Here is a 19999-nt window from a genome sequence, read left to right on the forward strand (position 1 = left end):
GCGCCGCGCTGATCCTCCTGGCGACCTGCGTCTCCTGGCTGCTCCACCGCCGCCCGCGCGTCCGCGCCGGGGACGGCGGGTCCGACCAGGGCGCGCGGGCGGCTCAGGGCACGCGGGCGACGGCGCCGTACATCGAGACGTCCTCGACCGTGGGCCGCTCCCCGGGCGGGTCGTCGGGCCGCCACTCGACGACGGAGGTGACGCCCGGTTCGACGAGTTCGAGCCCGTCGAAGAACCGGGTGAACTCCGTGCGGGTCCGCATCTGGAAGGGAACGCCGCTCTTCTCGTCGTTCTCGATGACCCCGGCTCGCCGCTCCTCGGGAAGGTAGTCGAGGGTCGCGTGCGTCATGGCGATGTGGCTGCCGGGCGCGAGCGCCTCGCGCAGGCGGCCCAGCAGCCCGTAGGCGTCCTCGTCCTCGGTGATGAAGTGCATCGTCGCGACCAGGATCAGCGCCGTCGGCCGCGACAGGTCCAGCGTCTCGGTGAGTTCGGGGGCGTTCAGGATCTTCTCGGGCTCGCGCAGGTCGGCGTCCACGTACGCGGTCGCGCCCTCGGGGGAGCTGTTCAGCAGCGCGCGGGCGTGGACCAGCACGATCGGGTCGTTGTCGACGTAGACCACCCGCGACTCCGGGGCCACGTCCTGGGCGACCTCGTGCACGTTGCCCGCCGAGGGGAGCCCCGCGCCGATGTCGAGGAACTGCCGGATCCCCGCCTCGGCGGCGAGGTGGCGCACCGCCCGCTGCAGGAACTTGCGGTTCTCCAGCGCGGAGAGCCTGATGGTGGGGAAGCCGGAGGCGACGATCTCGGCCGACTCCCGGTCCGCGGCGAAGTTGTCCTTGCCGCCGAGCCAGTAGTTGTACCGGCGCGCGGGGTGCGCCTTGGTGGGATCGATACCACGTGGGGCCCGTTCAGAACTCACAAAACGTCATTATGCCTAGCAAACCCCTGACATAACACAGCTTTCACGACATGATCGTCTCGGTGGTCTGGCACTGAGGGGAAAGGTGCGGCGATGGAGCTGCGTTACAGTCCGTTCGACTTCACGGTCCATGAGGACCCGTACCCGTTCTACGCGCGGCTGCGGGAGGAGGCCCCCGTCTACCACAACGAGAAGGACGGGTTCTGGGCGCTCTCCCGGCACGCCGACGTCCTCGCGGCCTTCCGTGACGACCGGCGCTTCTCCAGCCGCAACGGGATCCGGATCGAGGAGCCCTTCTGGGGCCCCCAGGCCGAGCAGTTCTTCTCCTTCGTGGCCATGGACCCGCCCAAGCACACCCGGATGCGCGGGCTGGTGAACAAGGCGTTCACCCCCCGGCGGATCGCCGCCCTGGAGCCCCGGCTGCTGGAGATCGCCCGCGCCCACCTGGAGCCGCTGCTGGAGGGCGAGGAGTTCGACCTCATCGACTTCGCCGCGAAGTACCCCACCGACGTCATCTCCGAGCTGGTCGGCGTGCCCGAGTCCGACCGCGAGCAGGTCCGCGAGATCAGCTTCGCCGTCATGCACGCGCCCGAGGAGGGCGACGGCCAGATGCACGAGGGCTCCACCGACGCCATGGGCGCGCTGATCGGCTACTACGCGCAGCTGACCGCCGAGCGCGCCCGGCGGCCCCAGGACGACCTGCTGTCGGGACTGCTGCAGGTCAGCGAGAACGAGGACCGGCTCACCCCCGAGGAGGTCATCGGCGTCCTCGTCCTCCTGATCGGCGCGGGCTCGGAGACCACGATGCTGCTGCTGGGCAACGCCTGGCACGCCGCGTGGAAGCACCCCGCCGAGCGCGAGCGCGCCTTCGCCGGCCGGATCGAGGACTGGATCGAGGAGACGCTGCGCTACGACCCGGTCTCCCAGTCCTCGCCCCGCACCACCACCGAGGACGTCGAGCTGCACGGGGTGACGATCCCCGCCGGTGAGAAGGTGCTGCTGCTGAGCGGCGCCGCCAACCGCGACCCCCGCGCCTTCCCCGACCCCGACCGGTTCGACCTCGACCGCGACACCGGCGGGCACCTCGCCTTCGGCAACGGCCGCCACCACTGCCTGGGCGCGCCGCTGGCCCGGCTGGAGGCGCGGCTGGCCCTGACGGAGCTGGCCGCGACGGTCGCCGACTACGAGATCGACGAGGCGGCGGCCAAGCGGGTGCACACCTCCATCAACCGCGGCTTCGTCTCGCTGCCCACCCGGGTGACCGCCCGCCGCTGACCGCGCGGCGCCGGGCACGGCCGCACGCCGTGCCCGGCACGCCCGCGGGCACGGACGTCCGGGGCCGCCGAACGCCCGGTGGCCCCGGACGCCTACGGGCACCGGACGCCCCGCGGGCTCAGCCCGTCCCGTAGAAGACCCGCTCGGTGACCTCCCGGGCGTGCCGGGCGTGCCTGCGCCAGTCCTCCAGGAGGTCGCCGCTGCCGGAGTAGCCCAGCAGGCCGCTGACCGCCGTGCGCTCCCGGTGGTGGTCGGTCGGCAGCAGGTCCGACGCCCTGCCGCGCACCAGCATCACCGCGTCGCGGATCTGGGTGGCCAGGCACCAGGCGTCCACCAGCGTCCGGGCGTCCTCGGCCCGCAGCAGCGAGTACTCCACCGCCGCCTCCAGCGCGGCGATCGTGCGGGTGGTGCGCAGCTCGGGCACCTCGTGGGCGTGGCGCAGCTGCAGCAGCTGCGCCACCCACTCCACGTCCGACAGGCCGCCGGGACCGAGCTTGAGGTGCAGCCTGCGGTCGACGCCGCGCGGCAGCCGCTCGGCCTCCATCCGCGCCTTGAGCCGGCGGATGTCCTGCACGACCTGGTCGCCGATGCCGCCCTCGGGCCAGCGGATCGGGTTGATCACCTCGGCGAACCGCGCGCACAGCCCCGCGTCCCCGATGACCGGGTCGGCGCGCAGCAGCGCCTGGCTCTCCCACGGCGAGGACCAGCGCCGGTAGTAGGCGGCGTACGACGACAGGCTGCGCACCAGCGGACCCGACTTGCCCTCCGGGCGGAGGTTGGGGTCGATGCCCAGCGGCGGCTCGGGCGCCGGCAGCGCCAGCAGCCGGCGCAGCTCCTCGACGACGGCGTGCGCCGCCCGGTGCGCCTCGCCGTCCTCGACTCCCTCCAGCGCCTCGTAGACGAACATGACGTCGGCGTCGCTGCCGTAGTTCAGCTCGCGCCCCCCGTACCTGCCCATCGCCACGATCGCCAGCCGGGCCGGGACCGGCTCGCCCTTCTCGGTCTCCAGCTTGTTGACGGCCGCGGCGAGCGCCGCCTCCAGGGTGACGGAGGTGATGTCGCTGAGCGCCTCGCTGACCGTCCGCACGTCGGCCAGGTCCAGCAGGTCGGCCGCCGAGATCCGGAACAGCTCGCGCCGCCGGATCGCCCGCACGGCCGCGACGGCGTGCTCGGCCTTCTGCCGGTCGCCGTGCCGGCCCACCACCGCCAGCGCCTCGGCGCGCAGGTCCGCCACGGGGCGGGGGGCGAGCTCGGCGTCGTCGCCCAGGATCTTCACCCCGTCGGGGGCGCGCAGCAGCAGGTCGGTGACGTAGGCGCTGGAGGCCAGCAGCCGCGCCATCCGCTCGGCCACCGTCACGTCGTCGCGCAGCAGCCGCAGGTACCAGGGGGTGGCGCCCAGCGCGTCGCTGACCCGGCGGAAGCCCAGCAGGCCGGCGTCCGGGTCGGGCGCGTCGGCGAACCAGCCGAGCATCACCGGCAGCAGGGTGCGCTGGATCGCCGCCCGCCGCGACACTCCGCGGGTGAGGGCCTCGATGTGGCGCAGCGCCCCGGCCGGGTCGTTGTAGCCCAGCGCCAGCAGCCGCGCCCGCGCGGCCTCGGGGGTGAGCCTGGCCTCCTCGCCCGGCAGGTTGGCCACCGCCCGCAGCAGCGGCCGGTAGAAGAGCTTCTCGTGGATGCGCCGGACGCCCCGCGCGTGCCGGCGCCACAGCTCGGTGAAGCGCTCGGCGGGGTCGCCCGTCAGGCCCAGCGCCCGGCCCAGCCGGCGCAGCCCCGCCTCGTCGGCGGGCACCAGGTGGGTGCGGCGCAGGTGCTGCAGCTGGATGAGGTGCTCGGTGCGGCGCAGGAAGCGGTACGCCTCCTCCAGCGCGGCGGCGTCGTCGCGCCCCACGTACCCGCCCTCCGACAGCGCGGCCAGCGCGTCCAGGGTGTTGGGGCTGTGCAGCTGGGCGTCCGTCCTGCCGTGCACCATCTGCAGGAGCTGGACGGCGAACTCCACGTCGCGCAGGCCGCCGGGGCCGAGCTTGAGCTGCCGCTCGACCTCGCCGTGCCGCTCCCGCAGGTGCTCCTCGACCCGGCGGCGCATCGCCTGCACGTCCGCGACGAAGTCCTCGCCCGCGGCCGCCTTCCACACCATCGGGGCCAGGGCGTCGAGGTAGTCGCGGCCCAGCTCCGGGTCGCCGGCGACCGGACGCGCCTTGAGCAGCGCCTGGAACTCCCAGGTCTTGGCCCAGCGCTCGTAGTAGGCGCGGTGGCTGGCCAGGGTGCGCACCAGCGGGCCCGACTTGCCCTCCGGGCGCAGGTTGGGGTCGACCTCCCACAGGGAGCCCTCGGGGGTGACGGCCGAGCAGGCCCGCATCATCGCCGACGCCAGCCGGGTGGCCGCGCGCAGCGCCTCCTCCTCGCCCGCGCCCTCGGCGGGCTCGGCGACGAAGATGACGTCCACGTCGGAGACGTAGTTGAGCTCGCGGCCGCCGGACTTGCCCATGCCGATGACGGCCAGGCGGCACAGCGCGTGCTCGGGCACCTGGGCGCGGGCGACGGCCAGCCCCGCCTCCAGCGCGGCGTCGGCCAGGAGGGCCAGCTCCTCGGCCACCTCCCGCACGTCCGCCTCGCCGGTCAGGTCGCGGCCCGCCAGGTTCAGCAGCCCGCCCCGGTAGGCGACGCGCAGCGGGTCCAGCGCGTCGGCGCGGCCCACGGGCACGGGGTCGTCGGGGTCGGCTCCCACCGCGGCGAGCAGCCCGGCGCGCAGCTCCCGGGCGGAGGGCCGGTCGGGCGGCCCGGTGAGCACGTTCCACTGGTCGGGGTGGCGCGCCAGGTGGTCGGTCAGCGCCGCGCTGACGCCCAGGACGGCCAGGAGCCGGCCGGCGAAGAGCGGGTCGTCCGCCAGCCGGCGGGGGAACGCCGGATCCGCCTCGGCCAGCCGGAGGAGCCCGCTCAGGGCGAGATCCGGATCGGCGGTCCCGCCCAGGGCGGCGAGCAGCGGATCGTCGAAGGGAACGGGAGAAGTGGAGATGGCCCTCTCGGCCGCGGACGCGTCGGTGAAACCCAACCGCGCGAGCCTTGCGGTGAGGGAGGTACGGCGTTCGCTCACACCTGTCAAACTAACCGTCCAGTGAGCGCTGGGAAGGGATCAAGGTGGGCAAGGTCTCCGGAACGTTACAGACCTCACTTCAAGGCCAGACCGGCGCGGCGGCGCGGCGCGGGGACCGAGGTGTCGGGCATCGGGCTGTAGCGCCCGCTCTCCACCATCCAGTCCAGCTGGGCGCGGGGCACCCCCAGGAGGGCGCGGACCACCCGGCCGGCCCCCTCCCGCTCCGAGGCGTCCCGGTCCCGCCAGGCGGCCTCCCTTTCGAGCGCCTCGGCCGCCTCGGCCATCCGCGCCAGCCCCTCCTCGATGCGCTCGCCGACCCAGGCGATCGCCGCCAGCGGCTCCACCTCCAGCTCCCGCACCGCCAGGGCGACGTAGTTGCAGGAAGCGCCCAGGCCGCTCTCGTGCGGGTAGGAGGCGACGTCGTTGCACCAGGCGGTCACGTCGTTGACGCCCTCGCACAGGCGCTGCCACGAGCGGGTGCGGACCACCTCGTCGGGGACCTCCACGCCCAGGACCGGCTCGACCAGGTCGGCCATGAACGGGCCGTTGGTGCGGCGCCGCAGCCGCGGGTAGTCCGCCAGGGCGGGCAGCTCCCTGGTGCGGCGGCCCACCGCCTCGTCCGCGCAGCCCTGGCGGTGCCACCCCAGGTGGATGCGGAACCGGCGGCGCCAGTCCCCGCCCATGCCCTCCGCGGACTCGCGCCACAGCTCGGCCAGGGTGGCCTCCAGCGGGCCCGCCCCGGCGCGGGGCGCCCCGCGGCGCACCGTCCGCGCCAGCTCCTCGTACAGGGCGTCCACCTCGGTGGCCGAGCCGCCGAACGGCGTCTCGTCGCGCAGGTCGTCGAAGGCGAACAGCCACAGCAGCCACCGCGAGAAGAGCAGGACGCGCTCCGCGGCGGCGTCCGGGAAGATCCGGCAGGCCAGCCGCTCGAACCGGCCGCGGCCCAGCCGCGAGGTGTCGGCGTCGCCGACCACCAGCCCCCGGGAGCGGGCCCAGGAGTTCGCCTCCTCCCCGATCGTCCACAGGTCGCGGTGCACCTCGCAGGGCGCGGCGAGGGAGGGGACCCGCCAGGTCAGCGGCAGCAGCAGCTCGGAGGTCAGCATGCGCTCACGTTAGGTGAGCGCCGCCGCGCCGCCCGGCTCCTTCGGGTCAAAGTCCGGTCATGATGGGCTCCACGAGGGCGGCCGCGCCGTGGCCCGACGTCCACGTGCAGGCGCCGCCCACCGCCACGACCCGGCCGGTGTCCAGCACCCGGCGGATCGCCTTGTGCACCTTCTTGAGGGAGGGCCCGCCCGGCGCGGGGTACAGCAGGCCGGGCAGCTCGCCGGAGTCGATGACGTCGAAGTCCACGTGCAGGTAGATCGGGCCGTCGGGCAGCACCGGCTCGTCCACGTCGGCGACCTGGCAGCGGGTGATCGCGGCGCCGGCCAGGTACTCGGCCTCCGGCGGGTCGAGGTCGCGCGCGTCCACCAGGACGACCCGCCGCTCGGGCACCGGCTCCAGGCCGAGCAGGTCGGCGATCACCTCGGGGTTGGCGCCCACCAGCAGCCGCAGCGGCATGCCCCCCAGATAGCCCGAGGCGGTGCTCTGCGGGGTGTGGACGTCCCCGTGGGCGTCGAACCAGACGATGGAGGGGCTGATCCCCGCGCGCTGCAGGCCCGCCACGACGGCCAGGGAGGTGGTGCAGTCGCCGGAGACGACGACCGGCCGGTCCCCCTCCCCCGCCAGCTTGGCGACCGAGTCGGCGACCGTGTCGTAGAGCACCGCCATCCGGCGCCAGTGCCCGGCCTCGGGGAGCAGCAGCGTGATGGTCTCGTCGGCCTCGATCGGCGCCTCGAAGTCCGGCAGCCGTTCGTCGAGGTGATAGGGCACACAGATAACGCTCACTGGATGAAGGTATCCCGGAACTGTGGGATCGTTCGAGGACTTCGACCCTGGACGGGCCACTACGCGGATCGCACCCGGCGGGTAGGTTTGTAACGCCGGGGAAACACCCGAGGTGCAGACTGGGAGTAAGGCCCGGTGTGGCGGCGCTGAGCAGCCGAGACCCGGTTCACCGGCTCGTAAGGAGAATGGCATTGGACCGTCAGCAGGAGTTCGTGCTCCGGACCCTCGAAGAGCGGGACATCCGGTTCATCAGGCTCTGGTTCACCGACGTCCTGGGCTTCTTGAAGTCCGTGGCGGTCGCCCCGGCCGAACTGGAGGGCGCCTTCACCGAGGGCATCGGGTTCGACGGCTCCTCCATCCAGGGCTTCGCCCGGGTCCATGAGGCCGACATGCTGGCCAAGCCGGACCCGTCCACCTTCCAGGTCCTGCCGTGGCGGGCCGAGGCGCCCGGGGTGGCCCGCATGTTCTGCGACATCCTGATGCCCGACGGCACCCCCTCCTTCGCCGACCCCCGGTACGTGCTGAAGCGCACCCTGGGCAAGGCCGCCGACCTCGGGTTCACCTTCTACACCCACCCCGAGGTGGAGTTCTTCCTGTTCAAGGGCCTGCCCCAGGACGGCCGGGCGCCCGAGCCGGTCGACCAGGCCGGCTACTTCGACCACACGCCGCACTCCACGGCGCACGACTTCCGCCGCAACGCGATCACCATGCTGGAGTCGATGGGCATCTCGGTGGAGTACAGCCACCACGAGGGCGCCCCCGGCCAGCAGGAGATCGACCTGCGCTACGCCGACGCGCTGACCACCGCCGACAACATCATGACCTTCCGCCTGGTCATGAAGGAGGTCGCGCTGGAGCAGGGCGTGTGGGCCTCGTTCATGCCCAAGCCGTTCACCGAGTTCCCGGGCTCGGGCATGCACACCCACATGTCCCTGTTCGAGGGCGACCGCAACGCGTTCTACGAGCCCGGCGCCGAGTACCAGCTGTCCAAGGTGGGCCGCTCCTTCATCGCGGGCCTGCTGCGGCACGCGCCGGAGATCACCGCGGTCTGCAACCAGTGGGTCAACTCCTACAAGCGCCTGTGGGGCGGGCCCGGCTACGACGCCGGGCAGGGCGGCGAGGCGCCCTCCTACGTCTGCTGGGGCCACAACAACCGCTCGGCGTTGATCCGCGTGCCCATGTACAAGCCGACGAAGGGCCACTCCACCCGGATCGAGTTCCGGTCGCTGGACAGCGCCTGCAACCCCTACCTGGCCTTCGCCGCCATCCTGGGCGCCGGCCTGAAGGGCATCGAGGAGGGCTACGAGCTGCCCGCGGGCGCCGAGGACGACGTGTGGGCGCTGACCCCGGCCGAGCGCCGGGTGCTGGGCATCCAGCCGCTGCCGCAGTCGCTGGACGAGGCGATCCGCACCATGGAGCGCTCGGAGCTGCTCGCCGACGTCCTGGGCGAGCACGTGTTCGACTTCTTCCTGCGCAACAAGCGCGCGGAGTGGGAGGACTACCGCCGCCAGGTGACGGAATACGAACTCAAGCGCTACATCGAGGTGCTCTGAGCCGGACCGCCGGGGAGAGTGGTCCAGGCCACTCTCCTCACCCGTAGGGATCTTCCGGCTCTGATCTAGGCTGTTCGCATGGCCCGTCTACGCATCGCTCTCGCCCAGGTCAACCCCACCGTCGGCGATCTCGCAGGCAACGCCGGCCTCGTCGTCGAGGGCGCGCGGCGCGCGCTGGAGGCGGGCGCCGACCTGGCCGCCTTCCCCGAGATGGTGCTGACCGGCTACCCGGTGGAGGACCTGGCGCTGCGCGGCTCGTTCGTCGCCGCCTCCCGCGCGGCGCTGACCGCGCTGGCCGCGCGGCTCGCCGCCGAGGGGCTGGGCGAGCTGCCCGTGGCCGTCGGCTACCTCGACCGGCGGGAGGCCGCGGCGGCGGGGCAGCCCGCGGGCGCCCCGGAGAACTCGCTGGCCTGGCTGCACCGCGGCGAGGTGCTGCTGCGCTCGGCCAAGCACCACCTGCCCAACTACGGGGTCTTCGACGAGTTCCGCTACTTCGTGCCGGGCGACCGGCTGCCGGTCGTGCGCATCGCCGGGGTGGACGTCGCCGCCGCCATCTGCGAGGACCTCTGGCAGGACGGCGGCCCCGTCAGCGCCGCCGCCGCGGCCCGCGCCGGGCTGCTGCTGGTGGTCAACGGCTCGCCGTACGAGCGCAGCAAGGACGACCAGCGGCTGGAGCTGTGCGCCCGGCGCGCCCGCGAGGCCGGCTGCGCGCTGGCCTACGTCAACATGGTCGGCGGCCAGGACGAGCTGGTCTTCGAGGGCGACTCGCTCATCGTCGACGCCGCCGGGGAGCTGCTGGCCCGCGCGCCGCAGTTCGCCGAGGACCTCCTGATCGCCGACCTCGACCTGCCCGAGGCCGACCCCGCCGCCGGCGAGGGCTCCTTCCCCGTGGACGCCGGGGACGGCAGCGTGATCACCGTCGAGCGCCGCCTCGTCTCCGGCGCGCCCCGCCATGACGGCCCCGCCGAGGACCCGCGCGCCGCCGAGCCGCTCGCCGACGCCGCCGAGGTCTACGGCGCGCTCGTCACCGGCGTGCGCGACTACGTCCGCAAGAACGGCTTCCGGTCGGTGATCCTCGGCCTGTCCGGCGGCATCGACTCGGCGCTGGTGGCGGCCATCGCCGCCGACGCGCTGGGCCCGGAGAAGGTGCACGTGGTGCTCATGCCCTCGCGCTACTCCAGCGACCACTCGGTGACCGACGCCGAGGAACTCGTCAAGCGCCAGGGCCTGAACGCCCGCGTCGTGCCGATCCGCGACCTGGTCGACGCCTACGAGCGGGAGCTGGAGCTGACCGGCCTGGCCGCGGAGAACCTCCAGGCCCGCGTCCGCGGCAACATCCTCATGGGCCTGTCCAACCAGGAGGGCCACCTGGTGCTGACCACCGGCAACAAGAGCGAGCTGGCCGTCGGCTACTCCACCCTCTACGGCGACAGCGCCGGCGGGTTCGCCCCCATCAAGGACCTCACCAAGACCCTGGTGTGGGAGGTCTCGCGCTGGCGCAACACCCAGGCCGGGCCCGGCCCGTTCCTGGCCGCCCTGGGGCCCGAGCCGATCCCGGTGGCCATCATCGACAAGGAGCCGTCGGCCGAGCTGCGCCCCGACCAGCGCGACATCGACTCCCTGCCCCCCTACGACCAGCTCGACCGCCTCCTGGACGACTACGTCGAACGCGACCTGGGCCACGACGAGCTCATCGCGGCCGGCCACGACCCCGCCCTGGTCGAGCGCGTCATCCTCCTGGTCGACCGCGCCGAGTACAAGCGCCGCCAGTACCCGCCGGGCCCGAAGATCACCGGCAAGAACTTCGGCCGCGACCGCCGCCTGCCCATCACCTCCCGCTGGCGCGAGAAGCACTGACCTGCCGCGCCCGGCCGGGCGCCGCCGCGGCGGCGCTCAGTCGCGGGGCGGGCGGGGCAGGGGGAACTCGTCCGTGTGGTGGTTCTGGCCCGGCCACTCCTCGGTGAAGGCCGTGCCGTCGGGGTCGGTGCCGGGGATGGGCAGGTCGCACCAGACGACCTTGCCCAGGGAGGTGCGGCGGGTGCCCCAGCGGCGGGCGAACTCGCTGACGACCAGGAGGCCGCGGCCGCCCTCGTCGTCGTCGGCGGCGCGGCGCAGGCGCGGCAGGGCGGCCGAGCGGTCCATCACCTCGACCACCAGGGTGCGCTCGCGCAGCAGGCGCAGCTCCAGCGCGCCGGGCGAGTAGCGCACCGCGTTGGTGACCAGCTCCGAGGCCAGGAGCTCGGCGGTGTAGGACAGCTCGGCCAGGCCCCACTCCTCCAGCTGGGCGCGCACCAGGCCGCGGGCGCGGCGCACCGCGGCCGGGTCGTTGGGCAGCGTCCACGACCCGTGGGTGTCGGACGGCAGCCGCCGCAGCCGGGCGATGAGCAGCGCGATGTCGTCGCGGTGGTGGTCGTCGTAGACGCCCGCCAGGCACGCCTTGGCCAGCTCCTCCATCGGGCGGCCCAGCGCCGAGGCGTCGAAGATGCCGCGCAGCCGGGCCAGGCCGTCGTCGATGTCGCGGCCGCGGCTCTCGACCAGGCCGTCGGTGTAGATGACGAACATGCTGCCGTCCTCGACGGCGTACTCGCGGCTCTCGATGGGGTTGCCGCCGACCACGCCCAGCGGCGGGGCGTCGGGCAGGTCGAGGTACTCGGCGGTGCCGTCGGCGCGCAGCAGCAGCGGCGGCAGGTGCCCGGCCGAGGCGATCTCCAGCAGCCCGGTGGTGGCGTCGTACACCCCGTAGACGCAGGTGGCGAAGTGCGGCTCCTGCTCGCCCAGCTCGGTCATCAGCTCGTGCAGGATGTGCAGGGCGTCGGCGGGCGGGTAGTCGAGGTTGGCCAGGGTGTGCAGCGCGGTGCGCAGCCGGCCCATGGTGACCGCGGCCTTGACGCCGTGGCCCGCGACGTCGCCGACGATCAGCGCGACGCGGCCGCCGGGCAGCGCTATCGACTCGTACCAGTCGCCGCCGACCTCGACCAGCTTGCTGCCGGGCAGGTAGCGGTGGCGCACCTCGACCGAGGAGGGGTGGGACAGCCGGTTGGGCAGCAGGCTGCGCTGCAGGGTCAGGGCGGTGGCGCGCTCCCGGCTGAACCGGCGGGCGTTGTCGATGACGATGGCGGCGCGGGAGGCGAACTCCATGCCGATCTCGACGTCGTAGGCGTCGAACCGGCGGAAGCCCGCGGTCCGCGTGCAGATCATCATCCCCAGCAGGGAGTCCTGGGCGATCAGCGGCAGCATCACCATCGAGACGTCGTCCAGCAGCTCCCGCACCGGGGCGCGGCGCCAGGCGGCGGCGATCGCGGCGGCGTCCTCGGCGGTGATCTGCTTGAGGTGCACCGCCTCCCGCCGGTCCAGGCACTCCCGGTAGGGGGTGTCGGGCGGGTAGACCAGCACCTCGCCGGTGGGGAAGGTGGCGGCCCAGTCCATGTCGTGGCTGTCGGTGGCCAGCGCGATGCGGCGCAGCACCGCCGAGCCCCCGGTGACGCCGGGCGTCTCGTCGGCGGCCACCAGGCTCTCCAGCACCACGATCGCCGCGACGTTGCAGTAGTGGGGGACCGCCACGTCGGCCAGCTCGCGGGCGCACTGGTCGAGGTCGAGGTTGGCGCCGAAGCGGGTGAGCGGGTCGTCGAAGAGGGCGCGGCGCACCTGCACCGGGTCCTGGAAGCGCTCGGCCGAGGGCAGCGCGACGCGGACGTGCACCAGCGCGGCCAGGTCTCCCCCGCCGACCATCGGCTGGAGGGTCACCACCGCCTCGCCGGGCCCGCGCATCCGCCAGACGGCGGTGCGCTCCTGGCCTTCGGCGACCGCCCGCAGCAGCCCTTCGAGCTGGTCGGCGCCCTCCTCGATCAGCTCGGCCAGCGGGGTGCCCAGCAGGTCGCCGGGCTCGGCGCCCAGCACCGCCGCCGCGTTGCGCCCCGACTGGACGATGCCGCCGTCGGCGTCGATGCCGAGGGTCCTGGAGGCCGAATCCGGAAGGGACGCCGTGGCCCTTCGCGCCATCGCGGTTCTCACGTGTGCCGCTCCCGCCGCCGTCCGCCTTCCGATGTCCTGCGCGGTCAAGTATGCGGCACAGCGCCGTCTCATGCGCGGTTACCCGGTCAAGTCCGTTCGTCACGGGCGTGTTCCGGGTGTTACGGGTCCGGTTCCCCGGAGCCGCCCTCACCTGGTGAGATTTTCTTCATCTTCGGACAAAAAGGAGGGAATGGGGACTCTTCCCCTGTCGTTGAGTTGGTGGGATCATCGATCCCGTCCGGGTACGCCGAAGGGGCGCCTCGAGACTGGAGGTAGATCAAGCATGTCCGCAACGCAGGACCGGTCGACCATGCTCTATGGCGGCCAGGGAAGCCGACGGATCACCGTACGCGACATCGCCGCCGCCAAGGCGCGGGGCGAGAAGTGGCCGATGCTCACCGCCTACGACGCGCTCACCGCGCGGATCTTCGACGAGGCGGGCATCCCCGTCCTCCTGGTCGGGGACTCCGCCGCCATGGTCGTCTACGGCTACGACTCCACCGTTCCGGTCACCCTCGACGAGCTCATCCCGCTCACCGCCGCCGTCGTGCGCGGCTCCAAGCGCGCGATGGTCGTCGCCGACCTCCCGTTCGGCTCCTACCAGGCCTCGGTCGAGCAGGGCCTGGCCGCCGCCACCCGCTTCCTCAAGGAGACGGGCGCCCACGCGGTCAAGCTCGAGGGCGGCCGCCGCGTCATCCCGCAGGTCGAGGCCATGGTCGCGGCCGGCATCCCGGTCATGGGCCACCTCGGCCTGACCCCGCAGTCGGTCAACGTCTTCGGCGGCTACCGGGTCCAGGGCCGCGGCGAGTCCGGCGAGCAGCTGCTGCACGACGCCAAGGCCCTGGAGGCCGCAGGCGCCTTCGCCGTGGTGCTCGAGTGCGTGCCCGAGGACCTGGCCCAGCGGGTCACCTCCTCCCTGTCCATCCCCACCGTCGGCATCGGCGCGGGCTCGGGCACCGACGCCCAGGTGCTGGTCTGGCAGGACATGGCCGGGCTGGTCCCGCACACCGCCAAGTTCGTGAAGAAGTACGCCGCGGTCGGCGACCTGCTCGGCCAGGCCGCCCGCGAGTACGCCGAGGAGGTCGTCGGCGGGTCCTTCCCGGCGCCGGAGCACTCCTACCACTGATCCCTCTCCCGCCCCTGGAGAAGAGGAACGGCCCCCCCGCCCCGCGCGCCGGGGGGCCGTTCCTCCGTCGGGGAGGTCACACGTCGGTGATGCGGATTCCCGCGTGGGCCTTGTAGCGGCGGTTGATCGAGATGAGGTTGGCGGTGAACGCCTCCACCTGGTGGGCGTTGCGCAGCCGGCCGCCGAAGACGCCGCGGACGCCGGAGATCTGCCCGGCCAGGGCCTGCACGGTGTCGGTGGCCTCGCGGTCGTCGCCCAGCACCAGCACGTCCAGGTCGATCGTGTCGACCTGCGGGTCCAGCAGCAGCACGGCCGACACGTGGTGGAAGGCCGCCACGACCCGGCTCTCGGTCAGGATGGCCTCGGCCTGCTGGGCGGCGCTGCCCTCCTCGACCGGCAGCGCGTAGGCGCCCTTCTTGTCGAAGCCCATCGGGTTCACGCAGTCCACCACGATCTTCCCGGCCAGCTCGGACTTCAGCGACTCCAGGGTCGCCCGGTGCCCGCCCCAGGGAACCGCGATGATCACGATGTCGGACTCGGTGGCGCAGGCGGCGTTGTCCAGGCCGCGCAGCCCCTTGTCGGCGCCGCCCAGCTCGTCCGCGGCCTCCTGGGCGCGGTCGGCGGCGCGGGAGCCGATGATCACCTGGTGCCCGGCGAGGGCGAACCGGCGGGCCAGGCCCTTGCCCTGGTCCCCGGTGCCGCCCAGGATGCCGATGGTCAGGCCGCTCACGTCAGGGAGATCACTCATGGCGCCGATCCTGCCAGGTCGGCGCGGACCGGATCCCATCGACCCCGCCCGTGGCGAATCCCGGACGGCCCCGGCGCGTTTGCGCCAGGATGGAGAGATGGACGCCGGTCAAGTGACACTGCTGCAGGAGCTGCTCTCCTCCACCGAGCTCCTGGCCGACACCCGCAGGTTCGCCCGCACCCTGCGCTCCTCGGCGCGCGAGGACCTGCTGCTGCTGGGCACGCCCCGGGACGAGCCCTGGCACCTGGCCGCCCACCTGGACGAGGAGAGCCGCTTCGTCCCCCGGCTGAAGCCCACCCTGGTGCGCTGGGCGCCGCCGCCGGGCGCGCCCGCGCACCTGGCCGTCGGCCTGGAGCGGCTGGCCGCCGCGCTGCGCGGGGAGGCGCTGTTCGTGGTCGCGCCCGCCGAGGCGCCCGCCCCGCTCCTGGAGCGGGTCGACGACGCCCGGCGCACGGGCGCGGTGATCCTCACCATGGACGGCGGGGACCGGGAGCTGACCGGCCTGGCGCACGAGGCGCTGACCGTGCGCGAAGGCGGCCTGGTCACCTTCGACCAGGCCCAGCACCTGGTGAGCGCCTCGGCCGCCGAGGAGAGCCCGCGCCGGGGACTGCGCGAGCGGCTGGCGCGGCTGCTGGACGCCGTCAGCGGGCCTCAGTCGTTCTGAGCGTCCCACTCCTCGTTGCGCACCTCCGCGGTGACCAGGGCGTTCCGCGCCTCCTCCTCGGTGTCGTAGGGGCCCATGCGGATGCCGTCGGGGCAGCCCGGCCCCTTCTCCACCCGCATGTGCTTCAGGCAGAAGAACCAGTGTCCCTCGTCAGCCATGATCAGCCCTCCTGTCGGAATTCCTGCCCGGATCCGGGCATCTAAACTCTCTTCCCATGACGACGACGTATCTCACGCCCGGCAAGGTCTCGCCTCCGCGCAAGGTCCCCTCGCACATCGAGCGGCCCGAGTACGTCGGGAAGAAGTCCCCCAAGACCGGTGAGCCCGACGTCAAGACGCCCGAGACCATCGAGGCCATGCGGGTGGCCGGCCGGATCGCCGGGCGGGCCCTGGCCGAGGTCGGCCGCGCCGTCCGCCCGGGGATCACCACCGACGAGCTCGACCGGATCGGCCACGAGTTCCTCCTCGACCACGGCGCCTACCCCTCCACCCTGGGCTACCGCGGCTTCCCCAAGTCGCTGTGCACCTCGATCAACGAGGTGATCTGCCACGGCATCCCCGATGACACCGTCCTGCGCGACGGCGACATCGTCAACGTCGACATCACCGCCTTCGTCGGCGGCGTCCACGGCGACACCGACGCCACGTTCCTGGTGGGCGACGTGGAGGAGGAGTCGCGCCTGCTGGTGGAGCGCACCCGCGAGGCGATGATGCGCGGCATCAAGGCGGTGCGGCCCGGCCGCGCCGTCAACGTCGTCGGCCGGGTGATCGAGGCCTACGCCCGCCGGTTCGGCTACGGAGTGGTGCGCGACTTCACCGGACACGGCATCGGCACCACGTTCCACTCCGGCCTGATCATCCCGCACTATGACGACCCGCACGCCACCACGGTGATGGAGGCGGGCATGACCTTCACCATCGAGCCGATGCTCACCCTGGGCACCCACGACTACGACATGTGGGACGACGGCTGGACCGTGGTCACCAAGGACCGCAGGCGCACCGCCCAGTTCGAGCACACGCTCCTGGTCACCGACTCAGGCGCCGAGATCCTCACCCTGCCCTGAGGGCCCGGGCCCTCACCTTGCTTTGAGGTGAGATGTCCCTGGCCCCGAGGAGACGGCGGCCTGGCCATCAAAGTGTGCATTTCCGGCGAACGGCGTGGGGATCATGCCCACGATCGAACTGACGGGCGATGATCCGCCCGTGTCGAACTGCGAGGTGCATGTCCCATGATGGGTCCCACGCACGCCCTGTCGGGCGCGCTGGCCTGGCTGGCCGCCGTGCCGCTGCTCCAGAGCGCCGAGGTGATGCAGGGGCACGCGGTGCAGCTGTCCGCCGGGCAGCTCGCTGCGGGGACGGTGGTCTGCGCCGGGGCCGCGATGCTGCCCGACGTCGACCACCACGACGGCACCATCGCCAACACCTTCGGCATCTTCACCCGGGTGCTGTGCAAGGCAGTCTGCAAGATCTCCGGCGGGCACCGGCAGGCCACCCACTCGATCCTGTTCGCGCTGGGCGCCGGGTACGGGGCGCACTGGCTCGCCGCCCACCAGGAGCCGGTCTGGTGGGTGCTGCTCTTCCTGCTGACCGGGCTCGGGCTGCGCGGCCTGGGCATCCGGATCGGCGCCAACGACGCCTACACCGGCGCGCTGAACGCGCTGGCCGCGGCGGCGCTGGTCTTCTGGATGCACGACCTCGACATGGCTTGGGCGGGCTACGCCGTCGCGCTGGGCTGCCTGGTGCACGTGGCGGGCGACTGCTGCACCCCGCGCGGCTGCCCGGTGCTGTGGCCCGCGCCCTGGCGGCTGGCCGTGCCGCTGATCCCGCGGACGAACGGCAGGATGGAGAAGTGGGTGATCACTCCGATCCTCACCCTGGGGGTGGTGGTCCTCGCCGTTCGCACCGCGGTCGGCGACGAGATCACGCGCTGGCTGGAGAACGCGGCATGAGCCGGCGTCCGCCTCCGGTCAGTCCTTGATCGTCACCGTGTGGAGCCCGACGTCCACCTTCTGGCTCTCGTCGGAGCAGCTGCACTGGCCGCAGCCCGGCAGGATGTACATTTCCTCACCCGTCTTCCTCGGTGACCGATACGGCACTTCGAGCGTACGCCGCGTGACCTGACCGGTCTGCGTCACCGGAGCGCCGATCCCCCGGGGTAAGGAAAGACTCTCCCTCCCGTCCACGGCCCGTCCGCGCGCCGGAGCCGTTCCAAGGCCGCACGGGCGGGGAAGGGAACACCTCGTGGGAAGACGAGAGTTCTGCGCGGCGGTCCTGGCCGCCGTGCTGCTGGCCGGGTGCTCGGGAGGCGGCGACGGCGACGGCGACCGGCGCGCCACGACGGCGGACGGCGCTTCGCCCGCGGCGGCGCCCCCGGACCTGGCGGGGCTGGAAGGCGCCTACGTCCGGATCGTCTCGGCCGTGCTGCCGTCCGTCGTGCAGATCAACACCGACCAGGGCGAGGGGTCGGGCGTGGTCTACGACGACGCCGGCCACATCGTGACCAACGCGCACGTGGTGGCCGGCGCCCGCAGCCTCCAGGTGGTGCCCTCCAGCGGGGGCAGCCCGCTGCGCGCCCAGCTGGTCGGCGTCTTCGAGGCCGGGGACCTGGCGGTGGTGAAGGTGGAGGGGGCGGGCCTGCGCCCGGCGCGGTTCGGCGACTCCACCGGGCTGAAGGTCGGGCAGATCGTCCTGGCCATGGGCAGCCCGCTGGGCCTGTCGGGCAGCGTCACCAACGGCATCGTCTCGGCGACCGGCCGGACGGTGACCTCCCAGCGGCAGGGCGCCTTCCCCGGCGCGACCGTCTCCGACGCGGTGCAGACCAGCGCGGCGATCAACCCCGGCAACAGCGGCGGCGCGCTGGTCACCCTGAACGGCGAGGTCGTGGGCATCCCCACGCTGGCCGCGGGCACCGGCTCGGGCGACCTGGCGGCGGGCATCGGGTTCGCCATCCCCGCCGACACCGTGCGCACCATCGCGCCCCAGCTGATCTCCTCGGGGAAGGTCACCAACTCCGGGCGCGCCGCGCTGAACGTCACGATCGCCCAGACCTTCGACAACGCCACCGGGGAGTCCGGCGGGGTCGCGGTCGTCTCGGTGGCCGAGGGCGGCGCGGCGGCCGCCGCGGGGCTGCGCGAGGGCGACGTCATCGTGGAGGTCGACGGGCGCGCCACCCCGACCACCACCGCGCTCGCCGAGGTGCTCGCCACTTTGAAGGTGGGCCAGACCGTGCCGGTGAAGATCCGGCGGGACGGCGCGGAGCAGACCGTGCAGGTGAAGCTCGGCGAGCTGCCCGGCGGCTGATTTCCTAAGGAACACCCGAACACAGACATGAACCAGGGCGTCAGTGAATAATGCGCTGATCGCTTGCAAAGGGGACATGATGTTCGGGGTGGTACGACCCTGTCAGCACGGTATGTGCTCGACGCTGTTCAAGGACTGGATGGCCCACCTGTGCGGACTGTGCCTCACCCTGCGGGATGAGCACGGCCACCGCGCCCGGCTGGTGACCAACTACGACGGCCTGCTGGTCTCGGTGCTCACCGAGGCGCAGGCGCCCGCCGCCTCCCCGCGCCGCAAGGCCCGCGCCTGCGCCCTGCGCGGCTTCAAGGGCGCCGATGTGGTCGCCGCCAGGGCCGAGGGCGCGCGGCTGGCCGCCGCGGTCTCCCTGCTGCTGGCCGCGGGCAAGACCCGCGACCACATCGCCGACGGGGACGGCCCCTACGCCCGGCGCCCGGTCGCCGCGCCCGCCGCCCGGATGGCCGACCGCTGGGACGCCGCGGGCGGCGCCACCGGCGCGGGCCTGGGCATCGACGCCGCCGTGCTGCGGGACGCCGTGGCCCGCCAGGCGGTGCTGGAGGGCGTGACCGGCCGCACCCTGCTGGAGCTGGTGGAGCCGACCGAGACCGCCGTCGCCGCCGCCTTCGCGCACACCGCGGTGCTGGCGGGACGGCCGGAGAACGCCGAGCCCCTGGCCGAGGCGGGCCGCTTCTTCGGCAGGCTCGCCCACCTGCTCGACGCCGTCGAGGACCTGCCCGCCGACCACGCCGCCGGGGCCTTCAACCCCCTGGTCGCCACCGACACCCCGCTGCGCGAGGCGCGGCGGCTGTGCGACGCGTCCCTGCACGGGCTGCGCCTGGCCCTGGCCGACGCCGCGTTCGAGGACCGCTCCCTGGTGACGGCCCTGCTGGAGCGCGAGACCCGCAAGGCGGTGGACCGCACGTTCCGGGGCCACCCGTACGCGGTCCTGGACGAGCCCGCCGCCTCCGCCCGCGGCGGCCTCCCCCTCCTGCCGGTCGTGGACCGGCACCCGTCGGACCGGCACCCGTCGGACCGGCACCCGTCGGACCAGTACCCGCCGGGCCAGTACCCGCCGCCCGGCCACCAGCCGCCGCCGGGCCACTACCCCCCGCCCGGCCAGATGCCGCCCGGCTTCAAGCCGCCGTCCCGGAGGCAGCGGCCCGGCTGCGGGCCCGAGCTGTGCCTGGCCGGCGCGGCGGTCGGCTGCACCTGCGGCCTGTGGCGGCCCGAGTGGAGCGAGTACCACGGCGCCCCCTGCTCCGACCGGTGCGTCTGCAGCCGCTGCGACGGCTGCGACGGCTGCGGGGAGTGCTGCAACTGCTGCAGTTGCTGCGGAGGGGACGGCGACGGAGGCGGGGGCTGCTGCGACTGCGACTGCGGCTGCGACTGCTGACCGGCCCTTAAGGGCGGGTGGGCGCCGACCGCG

Annotated in this window: 16 protein-coding genes; 9 read left to right on the forward strand and 7 right to left on the reverse strand. The window is 73.5% G+C overall.

The genetic code is table 11. The annotated features are described in order from the left end of the window. Window positions 1-103 precede the first annotated feature (103 nt). Window positions 104-919 (reverse strand): SAM-dependent methyltransferase, encoded by an 816-nt coding sequence (locus ABD140_RS35965; RefSeq protein ID WP_344246761.1) that lies wholly within the window; start codon window positions 917-919, stop codon window positions 104-106. Between the two features lie 93 nt (window positions 920-1012). On the opposite strand from ABD140_RS35965, the gene ABD140_RS35970 reads away from it, so the two are divergent. Then, window positions 1013-2194 (forward strand): cytochrome P450, encoded by a 1182-nt coding sequence (locus ABD140_RS35970; protein WP_344246763.1) that lies wholly within the window; start codon window positions 1013-1015, stop codon window positions 2192-2194. A 118-nt stretch (window positions 2195-2312) separates the two neighbouring features. On the opposite strand, the gene ABD140_RS35975 is transcribed toward ABD140_RS35970, so the two are convergent. The 3 genes from ABD140_RS35975 to ABD140_RS35985 all read right to left on the reverse strand — a co-directional run bounded on the left by ABD140_RS35975 (window position 2313) and on the right by ABD140_RS35985 (window position 7172). After that, window positions 2313-5285, reverse strand: a complete 2973-nt coding sequence (locus tag ABD140_RS35975) for a bifunctional [glutamine synthetase] adenylyltransferase/[glutamine synthetase]-adenylyl-L-tyrosine phosphorylase (RefSeq protein ID WP_344246765.1) — start codon at window positions 5283-5285, stop codon at window positions 2313-2315. Window positions 5286-5359: 74 nt separating this feature from the next. Next, complete coding sequence (locus ABD140_RS35980) at window positions 5360-6388, reverse strand: terpene synthase family protein (RefSeq protein WP_344246767.1); 1029 nt, start codon at window positions 6386-6388, stop codon at window positions 5360-5362. 46 nt (window positions 6389-6434) lie between these two features. Next, window positions 6435-7172 carry an arginase family protein gene (locus ABD140_RS35985; protein WP_344246769.1) on the reverse strand — a complete coding sequence of 246 codons (738 nt, stop codon included), beginning with the start codon at window positions 7170-7172 and terminating at the stop codon, window positions 6435-6437. A gap of 191 nt (window positions 7173-7363) precedes the next feature. Here ABD140_RS35985 and glnA point away from each other — a divergent pair, with 191 nt between their 5' ends. Together glnA and ABD140_RS35995 are read left to right on the forward strand one after the other, a co-directional pair. Beyond that, window positions 7364-8725, forward strand: coding sequence for a type I glutamate--ammonia ligase (gene glnA / locus ABD140_RS35990; protein WP_344246771.1), 1362 nt, complete (start codon window positions 7364-7366; stop codon window positions 8723-8725). A gap of 78 nt (window positions 8726-8803) precedes the next feature. Continuing rightward, a complete protein-coding gene (locus ABD140_RS35995; RefSeq protein WP_344246773.1) occupies window positions 8804-10582 on the forward strand; it encodes an NAD+ synthase in 1779 nt (592 codons plus the stop codon). A 36-nt stretch (window positions 10583-10618) separates the two neighbouring features. On the opposite strand, the gene ABD140_RS36000 is transcribed toward ABD140_RS35995, so the two are convergent. After that, window positions 10619-12736 carry an ATP-binding SpoIIE family protein phosphatase gene (locus tag ABD140_RS36000; protein ID WP_344246775.1) on the reverse strand — a complete coding sequence of 706 codons (2118 nt, stop codon included), beginning with the start codon at window positions 12734-12736 and terminating at the stop codon, window positions 10619-10621. Window positions 12737-13019: 283 nt separating this feature from the next. Here ABD140_RS36000 and panB point away from each other — a divergent pair, with 283 nt between their 5' ends. Then, window positions 13020-13862: a 3-methyl-2-oxobutanoate hydroxymethyltransferase gene (gene panB, locus ABD140_RS36005; RefSeq protein WP_344246777.1), complete on the forward strand. Its 843-nt coding sequence runs from the start codon at window positions 13020-13022 to the stop codon at window positions 13860-13862. 76 nt (window positions 13863-13938) lie between these two features. Here panB and npdG read toward each other — a convergent pair whose 3' ends face one another. Continuing rightward, window positions 13939-14610 (reverse strand): NADPH-dependent F420 reductase, encoded by a 672-nt coding sequence (gene npdG / locus ABD140_RS36010; protein ID WP_344246779.1) that lies wholly within the window; start codon window positions 14608-14610, stop codon window positions 13939-13941. Window positions 14611-14707: 97 nt separating this feature from the next. Between npdG and ABD140_RS36015 the strand changes: the two genes are divergently transcribed. Continuing rightward, a complete protein-coding gene (locus ABD140_RS36015; protein WP_344246781.1) occupies window positions 14708-15274 on the forward strand; it encodes a hypothetical protein in 567 nt (188 codons plus the stop codon). Here the strand turns inward: ABD140_RS36015 and ABD140_RS36020 are convergent. Further along, the gene (locus tag ABD140_RS36020) at window positions 15262-15432 is read right to left on the reverse strand and encodes a hypothetical protein (protein WP_344246783.1); all 171 of its coding nucleotides are present in this window, start codon (window positions 15430-15432) and stop codon (window positions 15262-15264) included. The genes ABD140_RS36015 and ABD140_RS36020 overlap by 13 nt on opposite strands. 56 nt (window positions 15433-15488) lie before the next feature. Here ABD140_RS36020 and map point away from each other — a divergent pair, with 56 nt between their 5' ends. From map to ABD140_RS36040, 4 genes are all read left to right on the forward strand, one after another. Continuing rightward, window positions 15489-16340: a type I methionyl aminopeptidase gene (gene map, locus ABD140_RS36025; RefSeq protein ID WP_344246785.1), complete on the forward strand. Its 852-nt coding sequence runs from the start codon at window positions 15489-15491 to the stop codon at window positions 16338-16340. Window positions 16341-16505: 165 nt separating this feature from the next. Continuing rightward, entirely contained in the window at window positions 16506-17225 is a 720-nt protein-coding gene (locus ABD140_RS36030; RefSeq protein ID WP_344246787.1) for a metal-dependent hydrolase, read from the forward strand. A 292-nt stretch (window positions 17226-17517) separates the two neighbouring features. Then, window positions 17518-18576, forward strand: a complete 1059-nt coding sequence (locus ABD140_RS36035; RefSeq protein ID WP_344246789.1) for a S1C family serine protease — start codon at window positions 17518-17520, stop codon at window positions 18574-18576. Window positions 18577-18655: 79 nt separating this feature from the next. Further along, window positions 18656-19966, forward strand: coding sequence for a DUF5685 family protein (locus ABD140_RS36040; protein WP_344246806.1), 1311 nt, complete (start codon window positions 18656-18658; stop codon window positions 19964-19966). Window positions 19967-19999 lie beyond the last annotated feature (33 nt).

Source organism: Actinocorallia libanotica (genome assembly GCF_039525175.1).
Classification (GTDB): Bacteria; Actinomycetota; Actinomycetes; order Streptosporangiales; family Streptosporangiaceae; genus Actinocorallia; species Actinocorallia libanotica.